This is a genomic window from Terribium retamae, assembly GCF_022347545.1.
In the GTDB taxonomy this organism is placed as follows: domain Bacteria; phylum Pseudomonadota; class Alphaproteobacteria; order Rhizobiales; family Rhizobiaceae; genus Mesorhizobium; species Mesorhizobium retamae.
Window position 1 is genome coordinate 40,392 of the sequence record NZ_JAKREW010000034.1, and the last position, 19,053, is coordinate 59,444.

A 19,053-nucleotide genomic window follows, 5' to 3' on the forward strand; every position below is an offset into this window, starting at 1 on the left:
CCTCACCGGGGTCCGCATTGCCGGTGCCTTCATCCCAGGGACAAGGACCAGACCGAATCATCGCGACGCATTCGCCATACCTTTTGGAGGCGCGGACTGCCGGCTGCGTCGAGCCGTAATTGGACGCTATCGATGTCGCACCACATCGTCAACAATGGCCAAAGCCACCGAATCCTGGAACAGTGTGTGAACATTGCTGGCCTTTCTCGCCCGAATCACTACATTCGGAGACGAAATGGCCGGCGATCATGACATGCCCTTCTTCGACGAGGACGACGCTCCGCGTTTCGACGCCGCGCGCGCTCCGATGCAGCAAGGCGCTCCATCCGGCATCGCCGCCCGCGCCATGGCAGCGCGCCAGGGCCACAACAATCCGCCGGAATATCTGAAAGGGCTCAACCCCGAGCAGCGGCAGGCAGTTGAAACCACCGAAGGACCAGTGCTGGTTCTTGCCGGCGCCGGCACCGGCAAGACACGCGTGCTGACGACCCGCATCGCTCATATCCTGGCCACCGGCCGAGCCTTCCCGAGCCAGATCCTTGCCGTCACCTTCACCAACAAGGCGGCGCGCGAGATGAAGCAGCGCATCGGCATCCTGGTCGGTGAGGCGATCGAGGGCATGCCGTGGCTTGGCACTTTCCATTCCATCGGCGTCAAACTGTTGCGCCGCCATGCCGAACTCGCCGGCTTGCGTTCGGATTTCACCATCCTCGACACCGACGATGTCACCCGCCTCATCAAACAGCTGATCCAGGCCGAAGGGCTGGACGACAAGCGCTGGGCGCCGCGCACCTTCGCGCAGATGGTCGACACCTGGAAGAACAAAGGCCTCGCGCCCGAAGAGATCCCGGAGGGGGATGCGCGCGCCTTCGCCAATGGCCGCGGCCGCGAACTCTACCGCGCCTATCAGGAGCGGTTGACCACGCTGAATGCCTGCGACTTCGGCGACCTGCTGCTGCATCCGATCCGCATTTTCCGCAAGCATCACGATGTACTGGCCGAATATCATCGCAAATTCAAATACATACTGGTCGACGAGTACCAAGACACGAACACCGCGCAATACATGTGGTTGCGGCTCCTGGCCCAGCGGCCGAAAGGCGGAAACGCCACGACCGAAGGTCGCGAGCCCGATCGGGCGACCGAGCCATCGCGAGGCCCCCGCGGGGCGCTCGCGCCGTCAGGCGCGGAACAGCGCGTGAGCGAAAACAAGGTCAATATCTGCTGCGTCGGCGACGACGATCAGTCGATCTATGGCTGGCGCGGCGCGGAGGTGGACAACATCCTGCGCTTCGAGAAGGATTTCCCGGGCGCCACGGTCATCCGCCTGGAGCGCAATTATCGCTCCACCGCCCATATCCTGGGTGCCGCTGCCCATCTCATCGCCCACAATGAAGGCCGCCTCGGCAAGACGCTTTTCACCGACAGGCCGGATCCCGAAGACCCCAGGGTCAATGTGCACGCCGCGTGGGATTCGGACGAGGAAGCGCGCGCGGTGGGCGAGGCCATTGAAGCGTACCAGCGTAATCGTCACCAATTGAACGACATGGCGATCCTGGTGCGCGCTTCATTCCAGATGCGCTCCTTCGAAGACCGTTTCATCGAGATCGGCCTGAACTATCGTGTCATCGGGGGCCCTCGCTTCTACGAGCGCCAGGAAATCCGCGACGCCATGGCCTTCCTGCGCGTCGTCGCCAATTCCGGCGATGACCTCGCTTTCGAGCGCATCGTCAATGTGCCGAAGCGAGGGTTGGGCGACGCCACCATCCGCCAGATCCACGACACCGCCCGCGCACTCGGCGTGCCGATGCTGGAGGCTTCCACACGCCTTGCCGAAAGCGACGAGCTGAAACCAAAGCCGCGCGCAGCGCTGCGCGAAGTTGCCGCCAACTTTGCGCGCTGGCAAAGCCTGCTCGATTCCACGCCGCATACCGAACTCGCCGAGATGATCCTCGAGGAGAGCGGCTACACGGACATGTGGAAGAACGATCGCTCGGCGGAAGCGCCGGGGCGGCTGGAAAACCTCAAGGAGCTGATCCGCTCCATGGAGGAGTATGAGTCGCTGCGCGCCTTCCTCGAACATGTCGCACTGGTGATGGATGCCGAGCAGAACGAAGGCCTCGATGCCGTCTCCATCATGACGCTGCATTCGGCCAAGGGGCTGGAATTCGAAACCGTGTTCCTACCGGGCTGGGAGGAAGGCCTTTTCCCCCATCAGCGCGCACTGGACGAAGGCGGCCGCTCGGGCCTGGAAGAAGAGCGGCGGCTTGCCTATGTCGGCGTCACGCGCGCCAAGAAGAATCTGCACATCTGGTTCGTCTCCAACCGCCGCATTCACGGGTTATGGCAATCGACCATCCCCTCGCGTTTTCTCGATGAATTGCCGGAAGCGCATGTCGAGGTCCAGGAAGGCGGCGGCTCCAGCTATGGCGGCTATGGCAATCCTTATGGTGGCGGCGCTTTCGCTTCCGGCAGAGGCGGTTTCTCGGCCGGGCGCCAAAATCCATATGGTGCTTCCCGCTTCGACAACCTCGGCTCTCCGTCCGGCGGGCGAGCGGCGCGCGGCGATCAAGGCGGATCCTTCTCCAACAGCTACGCCACGCCCGGCTGGCAGCGGGCGCAGCAAAACCGTACCGAGGCGACCGACCGCAACTGGGGCACGCGCAGCGGCCACCAGGTCGAGCGCATCGGTTATGGCGAAGTCGATTCCGGCTACGGCGCCGGCCGCACCTCGGTGAAGGGCCGCACCATCGAGGGAGAGCTGGTGGCGAAGTCGGTGGCGGACGCACCGTCGGCCTTCAAGGTTGGCGACCGCGTGTTCCATCAGAAATTCGGCAACGGCAACATCGCGGCGGTCGACGGCAACAAGCTGACCATCGATTTCGACCGCGCGGGCCAGAAGAAGGTGCTGGACGGCTTCGTGACGGCGGTTTGAGAGCTCACGCTCCACCACCTGCAGGCTGTTGCGATGGCCAAACGCGGCGGCGATCCCGCACAATGCCGTGGCCATCGGCGCAGGGCGCGAAGCGAATTGAACCACCGTGCAGCCGCCACCAGCACCTGTCCTGTGGACGGACTCTGCGAAAAGGTAAACACGCCCTGCCCTTTCCCCTGCGTCATTTTTTCCCGATCAAAAGCCGAAAATTCTTGCCAGCGAACGATTTTGCCGCTTTCTTGCCTTTTTAGGAGGGTTTTTCGCGGCGGGCTCCAATCCAATGAGGGGCGATACAGGGATTGGTTAACCATCTTTGTCCATCCTTTGAGATAATCGGCAAAGGACCGCCACGCGTGACCGGTATTCCGGCGAGCGAATGGGTAAGGCGGTTTCCGCGTATTGCGCCGATTGAAGGAAGTTCGGTCGGCATGGCGTTCGTGCGTGAAAAGCTCCGGGGCGATAGTCCCTCTGGTCTCAAGACAATGCTGGCCCGTTCCGCACGGATGGCAGGTTGGGTGACCATCCCCACGGTGGGCGCCGTGTTGGCGCTGTGGTCGCTGGCCACGGTCGCTGGCGCCTATTCCACCGCAACCTCGATCCGCGCCAATGCGCATTTCCTGCCGGCGCGCGTCAATGTGGCGAAAGTCGACGCGCAATCGATGGAGGCTGCTTCCAAGCTCAAGCAGGCTTTGGTTGCACACGAATGGGCCAAGCGCCGGCAACAGGCTGCAGCGGCCGAAGCTGCCGATAAGAGCGAAAGGCTCACAGCGGCAGAAGTGCAGCAGCCGTCCCCGTTGGACGAGCGTTTCGCGCACGCATTCGCAACACCGGACGCCGACCGGTTCGGCCCAGACCTGGCTGAACCGGAACGGGCCGCACGCGTTGCGCTGGCCCTATCCGCCCCATCCACCATGAAGCTCGGTTTCGCCGATACTGCCCCCTCATCGGGTTCTGCCGTGCGTGAGGTCCTGGTGGCGAGCCTTGTTCTGCCCGACCAGGAAGACGATACCGACGACGAGGAACAGATCGCGCTCGCAGACACCGGCGAAGTGATCGAAGGCTCCGATTTCGCCGCCGTTCCAGAAAACGTGCCGCTGCCAGCCTATCGCCCGCGCGCCGAGGAAGGCACAAAGCCCGAAACGCGCCGCCGCGCCGAAGCCGAGCCGGAGAACGATGACCAGCCGGTGCGCAAACCAGCGAAACGCCTTGGCCAGCCTTCGCAGCCGATACTTGCCTATGCACGCCCCGACAACCCATCCGAACGCGGCGGCCTGGGGACCGTATTCCGCAACCTCTTCTCCTCGCCCGGCGGCTCCGGCGTCAGAGCGGGCGGCGGCACCGCCGTTTATGACATCAACGCAGCCACCGTCACCATGCCTGACGGCACCAAGCTGGAGGCCCATTCTGGCATCGGTGCAATGGCCGACGACGCCCGTTACGTGAACCAGAAGATGCGCGGACCGACGCCCCCTGACACCTATAAGCTGTCGATGCGCGAATCCCTGTTCCACGGCGTCGAGGCGATCCGCCTCACCCCGGTCAGCGGTAAAGTCAAACATGGCCGCAACGGTCTACTCGCACATTCCTACCTGCTGCGCGGCGGACGCGCGGAATCGCATGGCTGCGTTGCCTTCAAGGATTACAAGCGCTTCCTGACCGCCTTCAAGCAAGGCAAGATCAAGCATCTTGTCGTCGTTGGCGGTAGTGGCGGCGGCGCGCGACCCAAGGCGACCACGGTGGCCGACAACGGCCGCGGCGCCTGAAAGCAGAATCGGCAAGCGTATAGCCAATGCGTATTGGCCAGCCGGCCGACTGTAATGTGAGCCGAAATGAACCTAGGCTCGCATCGCCTTCAGTTTTTCTGCGACGATAGCCGCAAGGTCCGCATAACGCTCCTCCAGCCGTTCGGCCGCGATGATCACCGGGAAATCGTGGCCGAACTTCTCTAAAGCCTGCTTGAGTTTTTCCGCGAATTCCGCCTGCTTGTCGAGCGCGGCAAACAGGGTCCTCACCTGTTCTTCGCTGATGTCGGGATGGGCAAGCATGTCCGGAACCTCGCGCTCCATGCGTTCGCCGGTTGCCGTTTCCTGCTTCAAAATTTCCAGCCAGTCAGTCACAAAAAGAGCCTGCCATATTTTTCGTTCCTCCTTTTAGCGGGTTTGGGGTGGATGCGCCAACCATCGGCCCAGAACCTTCACGTCTTGGGATCTGATTTTGCAGATGATCATGCTTGCAATGCCGCCTCGAACAGAATCTCAAGGGAGTTGGGTGACCGCCAGGCGCGCGGCGGATTTCTTGTTTCTACCGCCGGCGCAGTGCTCGGCCTGACGACTAACGCGGCCGGCTGGCATGTCGGGCTGCTAGGCTTCCCAGCGGTCGAGAAAGGCCTCGATCTCCAGTGCCTGCATGTCGGGGATGGCCCTGGCGAGCTTTTCCGCCGTCCAGTCCCACCAGGCAAGCGCCTCTATGCGTGCGGCAACATTCTCGGGAAATCGCCGGCGCAGCGGTTTGGCAGGGTTTCCTGCAACAATCATATAGGCGGGCACGTCCCGGCTCACCACCGCATTGGCACCGATCACCGCCCCATTGCCAACGGTCACTGCCGGCAGGATGACCGCGCCATGGCCAATCCACACGTCATGGCCGATGGTGACAGATTTCAAGCGCCGGCGTTCGCGGAAATCGCCATCCACGCCGAGCCAGCGGAAATACTCGTTCGGCCGGTAACTGACCTTGTGGGTGGTCAGCCGCTCCATCGGATGTTCAAGCGCATTGATGCGCGTATTGGCCGCAATGGAGCAGAATTTGCCGATCGTCGTGTAGATCGCCTCGGCATGGCGCTCGAAATAGGAGAAGTCGCCGACCGTCACCTCGCGAAGCACGACACGCTCGCCGATGGCTGCATAACGACCGAGCCGGCACGACTTCAGCTCCGCAGTCGGATGAATGCGGGGCTCCGGGTCCTTGGGCACGAGGTCTTCGGTGGGGCTCATGGGGCGGCTTTACGCGCCACCTGCGCTCCCGGCAAGCCGTTCTATTGCGGCTTGCCGTTCTTCCAGGTGACGCTCTGCCCGTAGAGCGGCACAGTCGAGATCGCCATCTTGGCTGACCCGTCCTGCACCTGGCGTGAATGCGAGAGGTAGATCAGCGTGTCATTGGCCTTGTCGTAGATGCGGTTCACCACCTGCTTCTTCCAGATCAGGCTGATACCCTGCTTGAACACTTCTTCGCCGCCCTTGCCCAGATCGATATCGGCGATGCTGATCGGCCCGGTCTGCTGGCAGGAAATCGCTGAGTCAGACGGATCCTCGAACCAGTTGCCTTTCTGCAGCCGGTCGATGACACCGCGGTCGAAATAGGAGACGTGACAGGTCACGCCTTCGACTTTCGGATCCTTGATCGCCTCCACGACGATGTCGTTGCCGAGCCAATCGACACCCACCTTGCCGACCTGCTGTGCCAGCGCCACCCCGGCGACACCCGCAAAACAGGCAACAAGTGCCCCACCAATCAGTTTTCGTCCGGTCCGAGAGAACAAGAAACCCTCCTTGCGCTGGCGCGATTGTCCGGCTTCAGTTGGGACTGAGAGAGCCGTCTTGCAAGCTTTTTAGACGACGGGTTGCGGCAATGACGCACTTTGCGCTCATTCGGGCAAGGCGATAAGGTCCGGCCGAACATGGCCTCGCCGCTCGGTGATATACAAAGACCAGGTAGGCGACCCCGGAAAATGACACTGTCGGATCGTCCTCATGATGCGCTCAATCCTCGTCGGTATCCTCGTGCTCATGGCCGCTGGTATCGGGTGGCTGACTTTCGATTGGTATCGCGGCCATTATGGCGGCCAGCCTTTCGGGGCACCTTTCGCGCTTACCGACCAGAACGGCAAGCCTATTACTGAAGCCGCATTCCGCGGCCAACCGAGCGCCGTGTTCTTCGGTTTCACCCATTGCCCGGAAGTCTGTCCGACCACACTTGCCGAAATGGCCGGTTGGCTGGACAAGCTGGGCGACGAGGGTAAGGACATCAAGGCCTATTTTGTCTCGGTCGACCCTGAGCGCGACACGCCGGACGTCATGAAGAGCTACGTCAGCAACTTCTCCGACCGCATCATCGGCATAACCGGCGAACCCGACAAGGTACGCGCCATGGCCAAGTCCTTCGGCATTTATTTCAAACGGGTCGACACCGGTGACGGTGAATACAATATGGACCACACTGCTTCCGTGCTGATGCTCAATCGCAAGGGCGACTTTTTTGGCACCATCGCCTATGAGGAAAATCCGGAAACCGCACTTGCCAAATTGAAACGACTGGCCAAAGACGGCTGATCAGCTTTTCAACGCGGACACGCCGCAAGACAGGTGCCCATGGGCCAGACGCGCCTTTATCTCACCGCCTCCAAGGCCGAGGCCGACCGTATCTTCGCAGCTCTCGAAATGGCGTTCGAGGAAGACGGCCTGCCGCTTGCGGTATTGGAACTCGACGAAGAACGCGATTTGCATGAAGTCTCGCTTTATGCCGATGGCGACATCGGGCCTGTCGAGGCTCAGCTGAAGGCCGAACTGGCTACGCTGGGTCTCGCCAGGTCGGTCGAACGTGAGGTGTTGCCCGACGTCGACTGGGTGGCCCGTTCGCTGGAAGGGCTGAAGCCGGTGCGCGCCGGCCGCTTCCTCGTGCACGGCGCGCATGACCGGCAGAAGCGCCATGCCGGCGACATCGCCATCGAGATCGAAGCAGGTCTGGCGTTCGGCACCGGCCACCATGGCACTACCGCCGGATGTCTCGCCATGTTGGAGCGTGTCGCCATTCGCGAGAAGCCGCGCAACGCACTGGATCTCGGCACCGGCAGCGCCGTGCTGGCCATCGCCCTTGCCCGGCTCGCCCACATCCCGGTGCTGGCAACCGACATCGATCCGGTCGCCGTTGACGTCGCGGCCGCCAATGCTCGCTTGAACCATGTCGCCGGGTTGGTCGAGACGGTCACAGCGCCCGGTTTCCACCACCCCGTCTTTGGTTCCCGTGCGCCCTTCGACCTCATCGTCGCCAACATCTTGGCCAAGCCGCTGATGAAGCTGGCACCGGAAATGGCGAAGTATTTGGCACCTGGTGGCTCGATTGTGCTTTCCGGCATCTTGGACCGTCAGCGCGACGCCGTTGTGGCGGCCTATGTCGGCCAGCAGTTTCGCCACGTTCGCACCACCCACCGCGAGGGGTGGGTGACGATTCATATGAAGCGTTGAGCCAACGGCCGTCTTCATGAGTTGGACCACATGGCGCGCCGATTGTCAGGCGCCTGCCACGCGGCTACGGTCCGGCCACGCAATCGAACAATCACAGGTTTGCAACGATGTTCCAGACTTTCGACCCCGCTGGCGATCCCACGGTGGGCAAACCGCACGTCGCCAAGCTTCGCCAATGGTTGAACGAAAATGGTCTCGACGGTTTTGTCGTGCCGCGCGCCGACGAACATCAGGGCGAATACGTTCCAGAGCGCGCGGCACGGCTGCGCTGGCTGACGGGCTTCAGTGGTTCGGCCGGTGTTGCCATCGTGCTGCGCGACCGCGCTTTCATCTTCGTCGATGGCCGCTATACGCTGCAGGTGCGTGCCGAAGTCGATCTCGATATCTTCACGATCGAAAGCCTGATCGACAATCCGCCAGCTTCCTGGATTCCGGAAAATCTCGGCAGGGGCGCGCGCCTCGGTTTCGATCCTTGGCTGCATACCGTCGGCGAAGTGAAGGCGCTGAAAGCGGCCGCAGCCAAGTCGGGCGCGGAACTGGTGCCGGTGACGGAAAATCCGATCGACGTCATCTGGGATGACCAGCCGGACGCGCCGATCGCGCCGGTGGAACTGCACCCACAGGCCTTCGCCGGCGAACTCGCCAAGGACAAGTTGGCGCGGCTTGCCTCCGCTGTCGAGAAAGAAGGGGCAACCCATGCGGTTCTGACCGATCCTTCGTCGATTGCCTGGGCCTTCAACATTCGTGGCGGTGACGTACCGCACACACCGCTGGCACTCGGCTTCGCCATTCTGGCGACGGACGGCAAACATCAGCTGTTCATGGACAACCGCAAGTTCTCGCGCACGGTTGCTGCCTATCTCACCCAACTCTGCGACCCACATGAGCCTGCAGCGTTCGAATCAGCAATCGTTGCCCTGGCGAAGAACGGCGCCAAGATCGCGCTCGATCCGGTGCTGGCTGCCGATAAGTTGCGCATGCTGGTAGAAGACAATGGCGGCACGGTCGTTTCCGCGGCTGACCCTGCCCGCATCCCGCGCGCAACCAAGAACCAGGCCGAGATCGCCGGCAGCCGCGCCGCGCATCGCCGCGATGGCGCTGCGGTGGCCAAGCTCCTGTGCTGGCTCGATCGTCAGCAGCCAGGTACGGTCGACGAAATCACCGTCGTCAAGCAACTGGAACAGGTGCGCCGCCAGACAGGCGAAGACACGCAGATGCCGCTGCGGGACGTCTCCTTCGCCACCATTTCCGGCGCAGGTCCCAACGGCGCCATCATGCACTACCGCGTTTCGACGGAAACCAACCGCAAGCTTGCCAAGGACGAATTGTTCCTGCTCGATTCCGGCGCGCAATATCAGGATGGCACCACCGACATCACCCGGACGGTTCCGGTCGGCAAGCCTACGGAGGAAATGCGCGAGCGCTTCACCTTGGTTCTGAAAGGCATGATCGACATTTCGATGCTGCGCTTCCCGGCAGGCACGCGCGGCTCGGAGATCGATGCGATCGCGCGCATGGCGCTATGGCGACACGGCTGCGACTTTGCACATGGCACCGGTCACGGTGTCGGCTCCTACCTCGCCGTGCACGAAGGGCCGCAGCGCATCGCCCGCACCGGCACGGAAAAGCTCCTCGCGGGCATGATGCTGTCCAATGAGCCGGGCTACTATAAGGAAGGCCATTACGGCATTCGCATCGAGAACTTGGTCATCGTCACACCTGCGGAAGAGATCGAAGGCGGCGACATCGCCATGCATGGCTTCGAGACGCTCACTCTTGTGCCGATCGATCGCCGGCTGATCCGAGCCGATCTTCTGACAAAGGCCGAACTCGAATGGTTGGACGCTTATCACGCCCGCGTGCTCTCGGAGATCGGACCTATGGTCGACGGAGAGACCTTGGTCTGGCTGGAGAAAGCGACCGCACCTCTGTGAAGCCCCTGTCTGCTGCAAGCAGGGGGTGCGCTAAGCGATGAATTGCCGTGCCAGGATCAGCACGGCAGCGCCCGCCAGGAACATCGAGAGCAGCCCGCCACGTAGCGAGACCGCGCCCGCTACGATAAGTGCGGCCCATTCGGCAGGTCCGGCACTCAGCACCGCCGGCGCCACCAATGTCGTCAGCACCGCTGCAGGCACCGCATTCAACCCTGCCTCGACCCGCGGATGCACACGCTCGAAGCGCGAAATGACGAGATGACCACCGACGCGGGTAAGATAGGTGGCGACGGCAGCCGCGATGATGACCCAGAACGTCGTGCTCACGGCCGCTCCTCGGCTTCTGCGCCCGGCCTGGCACCGAAACCGCTGTGATGTGGCGGCAGAATGACGGCAAGCAGAACGCCCGCGACTGCACCGATCGAGACATGCCAGGGTGAACCGACCGTCTTGTAGGCGATGATCGATGCAATGGCGCTTACCGCCACCACCGGCAACCATAGGGGTCGCTTACGAAAGCCCATGACCAGGCCGAAGAAATAGATCGGCAACAGGAAATCGATGCCGAGTGAATGAGTGTTACTGATCAGCTTGCCGAAATACGCACCGAGCGCCGTTTCCACCACCCAGAACACATAAACCGGTAGACCGAGCCCCAGATACCAGATGAAACTGACTGGCTGCCCATTCTCCGCCCGACGCTCGGAAATGGCATATTGCGGATCGGTGAGGATAAAGTAGCCAAGCATCTGCTGTAAGACTGGCCATTGCGCGAAACGCCGACCGATACCAGCCGAATAGAGTACGTGACGGAAGTTCACGGCGAAGATGGAAAGTACGATCAGCCAAGGTGCGACATGCTGGCCGAACAGTTCGATGCCAACCATTTGACTGGCGCCGCCATAGACCGCAGCGCTCATCAAGGTTGCTTCAAACACCGAAAAACCGTTGTCGACCGCTAGCGCACCGAACAACAAGGCGAATGGCGCGGAGGCCACCACAACCGGGGTGCTGAGCCGCGCGCCGTCCCAGAACTCGCTTGCCCTGGATCTTTCAGCGATTGCTTCCGACGACATCGGCCACTCCCTTGGAAGCGAGACATGTAGGTAGCTGGTTGTCGGAAGTCACACCAATTCGCTTGAGCCAAACGATCAGCGAAAATGATGCTTCGGCCGGGCTTCAGCCCTGAGAGAGCGGTACAACCGTTCCCTGGATCGCCCTCCCCCAGTCAAGCAGCGGCCGGGCTTGCGCGGCAAAATCGACCAGAATGTCGGCCAGCGCCGGCGTATGTATGACAGCTGGATCGATGTCTCGCCGCACGACAAAATGCCGATTGCGGATCGCTGCGGCCAGGTCTGTTTCGGTAACATGCTCAAAACCACGCGGCATGCGCTTCATGGCGCCTTGCGTCCCGAGTTCCAGCTTGCTCTTCCTCAAAACAGCAACCAGCTTGCGGAACTGCTCTGGTTTCGTCTCGATCGAACGTCGCATGGCCTGCAGCATCGCCGCCTCCGGCTGCCACCATGCAACCGCGGCAAAACAGGCATCGAGACCGAGGTAGAAGAAGAAGACGCCCTGCTCCATCTTGGTGCCGTCCGGCGACAGGATCGCGGACACATGGTTGGTATAGGGCCGCTTGTCCTTTGAGAAACGCACGTCGCGATTGATGCGGAACAGCGATTTCTTGCGGTCGCCACGCAGGCCCAGCCCTGCTGCGCCAAAACGCTCCGAAAGCGTCTCGACCAGATTGCCGAGTGGTTCACGCAATTCACTTTCGAACAGTTCGCGGTTTTCCTGGAACCACTCACGGCTCTGATGAAAATCCAGCGCCTTCAGGAACGGAATGGCTTTCTGGCCGAAGCCGGCGAATGTCTCAGTCATCACCCGCTCCGTCCGACCCTCTCGAACCAGGCGTCTTCATCGATGACCTCGATGCCGAGGTCCGTTGCGAGCTTGAGTTTCGAACCTGCGCCGGGTCCGGCAACGACAAGGTCGGTTTTGGCCGAAACCGACCCCGCGACCTTCGCACCCAGCCGTTCGGCCATTGCCTTGGCCTCCGATCGCGACATCTTTTCCAGAGAGCCGGTGAACACGACGGTCTTTCCCGCGACCTGGCTGTCGGCAGACACATTGACGATATAGGGCTTCGGGTGGACCTGCTGCAGCAATGCGTCCAACACGTCGTCATTGCGCTCATTGCCGAAGAAGTCGCAAAGAGCGCCGATCACCGTATCGCCAATGCCGTTGATGGACGGGAAAACGGTGTGGGGGTCGTCCGCCTTGGACGCCTCCTTGCCGACGCGGATGAATTCTTCGGCCGTCGAAAATGTCTTTGAAAGTGCCGCGGCCGTCGTTTCGCCGATATGACGGATGCCGAGCGCGAAGATGAAACGGTCGAGCTCAGGCTCGCGGCGCGCATCGATCGCATCGAAAAGCTTCTCGAGCCCCTCATAGGTACGCTCTTCGGCTGTCAGCACCTTCTTGCGCGCGGTGCCCTTGGCCGCTTCGCGCGCCTGTGCCTGTGCCTCGCGCCGTTCGAACAGGGCCTGCTGCACTTCGGTGCGCCGGTCCTTCAGCCTGAAAATATCTGCGGCTGTCTTCAGAAGCCCGGCATTGAAAAACAGATCGATGTTTTCGGCTCCGAGGCCTTCGATGTCCATCGCGCCACGCGACACGAAATGACGGAGCCTCTCGACTGCTTGCGCCGGACAGATCAGTTCACCCGTGCAGCGCCTGCGCGAATCTTCCTTGCCGGTTTTCTCATTGACTTCGCGCGTTGCTGCCGAGCCACAGACCGGACAGGTGTGCGGAAATTCATAAGGAACGGCATCCGCGGGCCGCTTGTCGGCAACAACGCTGACGATCTGCGGGATGACATCCCCTGCCCGTTGTATCACAACGGTATCGCCGATACGGATGTCGTTGCCCTCGCGGATCGGCTCGCCGTTGCTGTCGAAGCCTTTGATGTAGTCTTCATTGTGCAACGTCACATTGACGACCGTAACGCCGCCTACCGTCACTGGGTCGAGGCGGGCGACTGGCGCCAAAGTTCCCGTGCGGCCGACCTGGATGTCGATCTTGCGGACAATCGTCGTCGCTTGCTCGGCCGGAAACTTGTGCGCGATCGCCCAGCGCGGCTCACCGGTGACGAAGCCCCAGCGCCGCTGCAGTTCAAGCTGATCGACTTTATAGACGACCCCGTCGATGTCGTAGCCGAGCGAAGAACGCTGTGCCTCGATCAGCCTATACTGTGCGATGAGGTCATCAACCGATTTGGCACGCACCATCAGCGGGCTGATCTTGAACCCCCAATCGGCGAATTTCTGCACCGCTTCATATTGCGTCGGAGCCGGATCCTCGGAGGTGTAGCCCCATGCATAGGCAAAGAATTTCAGGTTGCGGGTGGCAGTGACCGACGGATCCTTCTGGCGCAGCGATCCCGCTGCCGTGTTGCGCGGGTTGACATAATCCTGGCCGCCCGCGGCAGCGGACCGCTCCTTCAATGCCTGGAATTCGGCATAAGTCATATAGACTTCGCCGCGGATTTCGATGACTTCGGGCCAGCCAGAGCCCTTCAGCTTGTGCGGGATATCGGCAATTGTCTTCAGATTGGCGGTGATGTCCTCGCCCACTGCGCCGTCACCACGTGTGGCACCCTGGACAAAGACACCGTTTTCGTAACGAAGCGAAGCCGAAAGCCCATCGATCTTGGGTTCCGCCGTAAAGGCGATATCGAAATCCTTGTCCCGCTCGAAGAAACGCTTGGCGCGCTCCAGGAAGTCGACGACATCTTGATCCGTATAGGCTTTGGCGAGGCTGAGCATCGGCACGGCATGACGGACCTTGGCAAAGCCCTCCGCTGGCGCCGCACCGACCGAGCCGGTCGGGCTATCTGCCCGTATCAGGTCAGGAAAAGCCTCCTCGATCGCCGCGTTGCGGCGGCGCAACGCATCATAGTCGGCATCCGAGATGACCGGCGCATCCTCGCCGTGATAGTGGCGATCGTGTTCTTTGATCTCGGCGGCAAGGCGCTCGAGTTCTACAGCTGCTTCCTCTGCGCTCAGGGCTTCGACAGGTTTGTTCTGTTCAGGCATGCGCGACAATTTCCCCCAATGCGGGACCTGGGACGTTTCCGTTGTTCTGGACAAACCGGAAACGCACCAACTCTGTTTTTCTACGCAATCCCGGGCGCAACCGCCTGCACTTGTGCTGGAATTGCTCTGAAGTCTTCTGCAAATTCCCTCGAAAAGTAAACCGCTTCCGCTGCTCCGGGCGGTCACTCCCGACAGCTCACGACGCGACCGTATTTTCGCGCAGCAGCCTCTCGGCGGCAGCCCTCGCCTCGTCTGTGATGCTGGCGCCAGCCAGCATGCGGGCGATCTCTTCCTGTCGTGCGCCGCGATCCATCTCGGCAATGCGAGTGGCAACACGATCCGTGCCGGATTTCGAGATCAGGAAATGCGTTGCCGCGCGTGCCGCGACCTGCGGCGCATGGGTGACGGACAGAACCTGCACACGCTTGGACAGCCTGGCCAGCCTTTGGCCGATCGCATCGGCCACGGCGCCACCCACTCCGGTGTCGATCTCGTCGAAAACCAGCGTCGGGGCTGAGCCACGATCGGCCAACGCCACCTTCAACGCCAGAAGGAATCGCGAAAGCTCGCCACCGGAAGCAACCTTCATCATCGGCCCAGGCCGGGTGCCCGGATTGGTGCGCACCCAGAACTCAATCTGGTCGATGCCCTCTTCCAGCCGGTTGGCGGGCTCACTCGCAATCTCGACGATGAATTCGGCCCGCTCCAGCTTCAGTGCCGGGAGTTCAGCCATGACGGCCTTGGCGAGCCCGGTAGCCACAGCATGACGAAGACCCGACAGCTCAGCGGCAAGCTGGTCATAAGCTTCGCGTGCCGCGGCCGCCTGCTTTTCCAGCGCTGCAAGCTTTTCCTCGCCCGCGTCCAGATCGGCGAGGTCGGCGGACATCGTGTCACGCAACTGCGCGAGATTGTCGACGACCACATTGTGCTTGCGTGCTGCCGCACGCAGCGCAAACAGCCGCTCCTCGGCCTTTTCCAGCCGCTGTGGATCATATTCGGTTGCGCGCAATGCCGCCTCCACGCCCGACTGGGCAGCGTCGAGCGATATCATTGCCTCATCCAGCGACTTGACCACGTCTTCCAGCAGGCCCGGCGCTTCCCCGGCTTTGCGCTGCAAACGCCTCAGCAGGCTGGCGAGTTGCGGCAGGGGCGAGGCTGGACCGGACAAAACATCTTGGGCATCGTGGATTTCGGCGGCGATCTTTTCAGCCCGCATCATGACCGAGCGCAATTCGGCCAGTTCTGTTTCTTCGCCAGGTTGCGGATCAAGCTTGGCAAGTTCCGCCACGGAAGCACGCAGATAATCGGCTTCTCGCGCAGCTGCTTCTACCTTGGCACGGTGACGCGCCAGGTCCTGCTCGGCTTGCCGCCAGTACCGCCAGGCTTCGCCGGTGCTGTGGACGGCCCCGAGATGACCGCCGAACGCGTCCAGCAGATCACGGTGCGCGCCAGGATCGACCAAGGCGCGATCATCATGCTGGCCATGAATCTCTACCAGCGCACGGCCGATATCGCGCATCAGCGTGACGGATGATGGTTGGTCGTTGACGAAGACACGCGTTCGCCCATCCGCCGTTTGCAACCGGCGCAGGATTATGTCGCCATCATCTTCGATGGCGTTCTCGGCCAGGATTTCACGTGCTGGATGATTACGCGGAACGTCGAACACCGCCGTCACCTGCCCCTGCGCCGCACCATGTCGTACCAGGGAGGCATCACCGCGCGCTCCAAGGGCCAGTGACAGCGCGTCAAGCAAGATGGACTTGCCGGCACCCGTCTCTCCGGTCAAAACGGAGAGACCCGGCGCGAAATCGATATCGAGCCGTTCGATCAGGACAATATCGCGAATCGATAGCCTGGAGAGCATCGGCGCTCTATAGCATCAAGGATGGCCGTGCGCGCCCCATGAGGCGCGCTATGTGAAGCGTCAGGCGCCGGTGATCAGCTTGCCGGCCTTGGAAATCCACGACCCTGCGTTCTCGCGCGGCTTCAGGCCGCCGCTCTGCAGGAGTTTGTAAGAATCCTTGTACCAATCGCTGTCGGGATAGTTCTGGCCGAGCACGGCGGCGGCGGTCTGCGCCTCGTCGACAAGACCCAGAGCATAATAGGCCTCGGTCAGGCGCGCCAATGCTTCTTCAATGTGACGGGTGTTGGAATAGTTCTCGACCACGTTGCGGAAGCGCTTGATCGAGGCAAGGTATTCCTTTCGCTCGAGATAGTAGCGGCCAACCTGCATTTCCTTGCCGGCGAGCTGGTCGTTGGCAAAACGGATCTTGGTCTTGGCATCTTCAACATATTCAGAATCCGGCCAGCGCGTCACCAGTTCCTGCATGGTCTGGATGGTAAGCTTGGCTTCCTTCTGATCGCGCGTGACATCCTCGATCTGCTTATAATAGCTGAGGCCGATGATGTACTGCGCATAGGCAGCTTCGTCGGTGGACGGATAAAGCGTCAGATAGCGTTTGGCTGCGCTGATCGCTTCGTCATACTTGCCCTGTCGGTAATTGGTGAAGGCGCCCATCACCATCGATTTGCGCGCCCATTCCGAATAAGGGTGCTGCCGGTCGACGGCGGCGAACTTCTTGGCGGCCTCGTCGAGACGACCAGCGTTCATATTGGCGAGCGCCTGATTGTAGAGCACGTCTGCAGGTTCGGTCTGCTCGACATAGGTCGACAGATCGATGTCCTTTTCCGAGGACATGCAGCCCGAAAGCATCAACGGAGCGGCCAGCATCGAAAGTGCCAGAACGGTAGTAGAAAACGGCGCCTTCAGCGCCGATGCCGGCGCCTCCAACTGGTCGGCCTGTCTGAAAAACATGATCGAAATTCGCCCTCTCGGCGCCATTGCCCACGTCGGCGAGCAGCCATAAACCAAAAACAGCGCGCGCGGCAACGCTATCACCCTGCAATCGTGCAATTTTGTGGCGCAATCCGCCACGAAATGGAGATTAAGAATTCAACGGATAGGTGATGCGCCCGTGCAACAGGCGCATTCCAGGACCGAGAGCCGGCGAAATTCAAATCGTCCAAGGAGCGTAGACAGGAGCGCTGATGGCGGTCATCTCACCGGAACGGCCGCGGCGAGTCGTCTCCACCACCTCAAAGGCTGTGCGATCCGACAGAAGACGGCGAAGTGCCGCCGCGTTCAGCCTGTGACCACCGCGGTAAGAGCGGAAACATCCGATGAAGCGAGCACCGGCCAGAGCCAGGTCCCCCATCGCGTCCAATGTCTTGTGACGGGCGAATTCGTTCGGATAACGCAGACCGCCGACATTGATGACACGATGGTCGTGACCAATAACGAGCGAATTGTCGAGCGAGGAACCAAGCGCATAGCCGGCCGCCCAAAGCCGCTCAACATCTTTCATGAAGCCGAATGTGCGCGCACGGGCAATTTCGCTACGGAAAACATCTGCATTCAGATCGGCGGCAAAATTCTGGCGGCCGATCGCCGGGCTTTCGAAATCGATCTCGACCTCGAAACGCGTACCGGAATATGGGCGGAACTCTGCCCAGGAAGCCCCATTCTCGATGCGCACCGTCTTGAGGACGCGGATGAAGCGACGCTTCACCGAGAGAATCTCGATGCCCGCCTGATCGATCGCCTCGACGAATTGCATTGAACTGCCATCGAGAATCGGCACCTCACGACCGTCGATTTCGACGATCATATTGTCGATGCCAAGCCCTAGCACCGCCGCCATCAAATGTTCGACGGTTGCGATATGCTGGCCGCTGGGATCCCCAAGCATGGTGCATAGATCAGTAGCGCCGACCTCGGAGACCAGTGCACGAAACTCGCGCACGGACTGGTCGCCATCAGCCAGATGAAAGACGATACCGGTGTCGGCATCGGCAGGCAGGAAATGGACAGTGACCGTATTGCCGCTGTGCACACCTATGCCGGTCAATGTGACTCGCGATTTGAGGGTTGTTTGGTAGTCCTGCAAGCTGATCCCCATGTGCCCTGACGGCGCGGCCAATCGGCTTTTCGGTCGCTGCCTTTGATTTTCTGATCGGCAGGGTACATCCCCAAAACACCCGCCGCCATTGTTGCCCGCGGAAGATAGTGGCCGCTCAGGTATACTCCAAATCACGCTTTTTTACCCGATGTAACTGCCAAGCGAGCAAAAAGGCAACGTATAAGCACTTGTTTTTCCATCATTATTAACGTCGACAGGCAGGCGGTCGCCCGCCTGCCTGTTAACAACTGTTACAATCCGTTAGAGGATCAGTTGGCCTGCCGGCGCAGGAAGGCCGGGATCTCCAGCTGATCGTCTTCGTGAGTCGCGCGCTGCTGCGGTGCGAAGCGGCCGTGGTCATCGGCCTGGCCCCGACGCGGAGCGTAGAGCTGTGCGTCCTGCGGAGCCAGACGACGCACTTCCGGGGCAGCCTGGCGCAGCTTCGGCTCGCGCGGTTGCGCGGGCTGCAAGCGAGCCGGCTCTTCCTCGCGGCGGGTCAGGCCGTTGGTGAGCCGCTTCAGCAGCCCCATCGGGCCACGGTCTTCATGGTCTACCGGATGCTGCTTGGCTTCGACTTCGGCACGCACCACCGGCGGGAAGTCTTCCACCCGGGGCATGCGGGGCTGGGCCGCAACTGGCTGCTGCGGGGCAACTTCGCGAACCGGCTGAGGAGCGGGCTGCGGCGCGGCGGCCTGCTGCATGACCGGATGTGGCTGCGGCTGAGCCGGGGGCGCCTGGAACAGCTTGCTCTGCGGACGGAAGTCATCCTGTGGAGCAGCCTGAGCGACGCGCGGCTGATGGGCAAATGCCGCGGCATTGGCTTCTGCCTGCTGGATAGCCTCAGCGACAGGGTCCGCAGCGCGCGGTTCTTGAAGAGCAGCCTGCGGC

General features: G+C 61.5%; 15 protein-coding genes and 1 pseudogene. 5 read left to right on the forward strand and 11 right to left on the reverse strand.

The features are described from left to right. Positions 1-235 precede the first annotated feature (235 nt). Positions 236-2,935, forward strand: coding sequence for an ATP-dependent helicase (locus L4923_RS24120; RefSeq protein ID WP_239369651.1), 2,700 nt, complete (start codon positions 236-238; stop codon positions 2,933-2,935). A gap of 353 nt (positions 2,936-3,288) precedes the next feature. Then, positions 3,289-4,698, forward strand: coding sequence for a tlde1 domain-containing protein (locus L4923_RS24125; RefSeq protein ID WP_239369652.1), 1,410 nt, complete (start codon positions 3,289-3,291; stop codon positions 4,696-4,698). A 72-nt stretch (positions 4,699-4,770) separates the two neighbouring features. Here the strand turns inward: L4923_RS24125 and L4923_RS24130 are convergent, their stop codons facing one another. From L4923_RS24130 to L4923_RS24140, 3 genes are all read right to left on the reverse strand, one after another. After that, positions 4,771-5,052: a hypothetical protein gene (locus tag L4923_RS24130; RefSeq protein ID WP_239369653.1), complete on the reverse strand. Its 282-nt coding sequence runs from the start codon at positions 5,050-5,052 to the stop codon at positions 4,771-4,773. A gap of 243 nt (positions 5,053-5,295) precedes the next feature. After that, entirely contained in the window at positions 5,296-5,928 is a 633-nt protein-coding gene (locus L4923_RS24135) for a DapH/DapD/GlmU-related protein (protein WP_239369654.1), read from the reverse strand. A 41-nt stretch (positions 5,929-5,969) separates the two neighbouring features. Beyond that, positions 5,970-6,473, reverse strand: coding sequence for a CreA family protein (locus L4923_RS24140; RefSeq protein WP_425531002.1), 504 nt, complete (start codon positions 6,471-6,473; stop codon positions 5,970-5,972). A 211-nt stretch (positions 6,474-6,684) separates the two neighbouring features. Here L4923_RS24140 and L4923_RS24145 point away from each other — a divergent pair, with 211 nt between their 5' ends. The 3 genes from L4923_RS24145 to L4923_RS24155 all read left to right on the forward strand — a co-directional run bounded on the left by L4923_RS24145 (position 6,685) and on the right by L4923_RS24155 (position 10,109). Then, positions 6,685-7,263 (forward strand): SCO family protein, encoded by a 579-nt coding sequence (locus tag L4923_RS24145; RefSeq protein ID WP_239369655.1) that lies wholly within the window; start codon positions 6,685-6,687, stop codon positions 7,261-7,263. A gap of 39 nt (positions 7,264-7,302) precedes the next feature. Then, positions 7,303-8,175 (forward strand): 50S ribosomal protein L11 methyltransferase, encoded by an 873-nt coding sequence (locus L4923_RS24150; RefSeq protein ID WP_239369656.1) that lies wholly within the window; start codon positions 7,303-7,305, stop codon positions 8,173-8,175. A gap of 107 nt (positions 8,176-8,282) precedes the next feature. After that, positions 8,283-10,109: an aminopeptidase P family protein gene (locus L4923_RS24155; protein WP_239369657.1), complete on the forward strand. Its 1,827-nt coding sequence runs from the start codon at positions 8,283-8,285 to the stop codon at positions 10,107-10,109. Between the two features lie 30 nt (positions 10,110-10,139). Here L4923_RS24155 and L4923_RS24160 read toward each other — a convergent pair whose 3' ends face one another. From L4923_RS24160 to L4923_RS24195, 8 genes and pseudogenes are all read right to left on the reverse strand, one after another. After that, complete coding sequence (locus tag L4923_RS24160) at positions 10,140-10,436, reverse strand: AzlD family protein (protein WP_239369658.1); 297 nt, start codon at positions 10,434-10,436, stop codon at positions 10,140-10,142. Beyond that, positions 10,433-11,185 carry an AzlC family ABC transporter permease gene (locus L4923_RS24165; protein ID WP_239369659.1) on the reverse strand — a complete coding sequence of 251 codons (753 nt, stop codon included), beginning with the start codon at positions 11,183-11,185 and terminating at the stop codon, positions 10,433-10,435. Before L4923_RS24165 ends, L4923_RS24160 begins: the two co-directional genes overlap by 4 nt. 103 nt (positions 11,186-11,288) lie before the next feature. Further along, positions 11,289-11,990 (reverse strand): DUF2461 domain-containing protein, encoded by a 702-nt coding sequence (locus L4923_RS24170; RefSeq protein ID WP_239369660.1) that lies wholly within the window; start codon positions 11,988-11,990, stop codon positions 11,289-11,291. Beyond that, the gene (gene ligA / locus L4923_RS24175) at positions 11,990-14,203 is read right to left on the reverse strand and encodes an NAD-dependent DNA ligase LigA (RefSeq protein WP_239369661.1); all 2,214 of its coding nucleotides are present in this window, start codon (positions 14,201-14,203) and stop codon (positions 11,990-11,992) included. Before ligA ends, L4923_RS24170 begins: the two co-directional genes overlap by 1 nt. A 196-nt stretch (positions 14,204-14,399) precedes the next feature. Then, positions 14,400-16,070, reverse strand: a complete 1,671-nt coding sequence (gene recN, locus L4923_RS24180) for a DNA repair protein RecN (RefSeq protein ID WP_239369662.1) — start codon at positions 16,068-16,070, stop codon at positions 14,400-14,402. A gap of 60 nt (positions 16,071-16,130) precedes the next feature. Next, positions 16,131-17,021: an outer membrane protein assembly factor BamD gene (locus L4923_RS24185; RefSeq protein WP_239369663.1), complete on the reverse strand. Its 891-nt coding sequence runs from the start codon at positions 17,019-17,021 to the stop codon at positions 16,131-16,133. Between the two features lie 199 nt (positions 17,022-17,220). After that, the gene (gene lpxC / locus L4923_RS24190) at positions 17,221-18,165 is read right to left on the reverse strand and encodes a UDP-3-O-acyl-N-acetylglucosamine deacetylase (protein WP_239369664.1); all 945 of its coding nucleotides are present in this window, start codon (positions 18,163-18,165) and stop codon (positions 17,221-17,223) included. A gap of 269 nt (positions 18,166-18,434) precedes the next feature. Then, positions 18,435-19,053: pseudogene (locus L4923_RS24195) on the reverse strand (cell division protein FtsZ); the annotation flags it as partial.

Coding starts and splice junctions, on each gene's coding strand:
- L4923_RS24135 (WP_239369654.1), bottom strand. CDS start 5,928: ATGAGCCCCACCGAAGACCTCGTGCCCAAGGACCCGGAGCCCCGCATT.
- L4923_RS24145 (WP_239369655.1), top strand. CDS start 6,685: ATGATGCGCTCAATCCTCGTCGGTATCCTCGTGCTCATGGCCGCTGGT.
- L4923_RS24170 (WP_239369660.1), bottom strand. CDS start 11,990: ATGACTGAGACATTCGCCGGCTTCGGCCAGAAAGCCATTCCGTTCCTG.
- ligA (WP_239369661.1), bottom strand. CDS start 14,203: ATGCCTGAACAGAACAAACCTGTCGAAGCCCTGAGCGCAGAGGAAGCA.
- L4923_RS24120 (WP_239369651.1), top strand. CDS start 236: ATGGCCGGCGATCATGACATGCCCTTCTTCGACGAGGACGACGCTCCG.
- lpxC (WP_239369664.1), bottom strand. CDS start 18,165: ATGGGGATCAGCTTGCAGGACTACCAAACAACCCTCAAATCGCGAGTC.
- L4923_RS24155 (WP_239369657.1), top strand. CDS start 8,283: ATGTTCCAGACTTTCGACCCCGCTGGCGATCCCACGGTGGGCAAACCG.
- recN (WP_239369662.1), bottom strand. CDS start 16,070: ATGCTCTCCAGGCTATCGATTCGCGATATTGTCCTGATCGAACGGCTC.
- L4923_RS24165 (WP_239369659.1), bottom strand. CDS start 11,185: ATGTCGTCGGAAGCAATCGCTGAAAGATCCAGGGCAAGCGAGTTCTGG.
- L4923_RS24185 (WP_239369663.1), bottom strand. CDS start 17,021: ATGTTTTTCAGACAGGCCGACCAGTTGGAGGCGCCGGCATCGGCGCTG.
- L4923_RS24150 (WP_239369656.1), top strand. CDS start 7,303: ATGGGCCAGACGCGCCTTTATCTCACCGCCTCCAAGGCCGAGGCCGAC.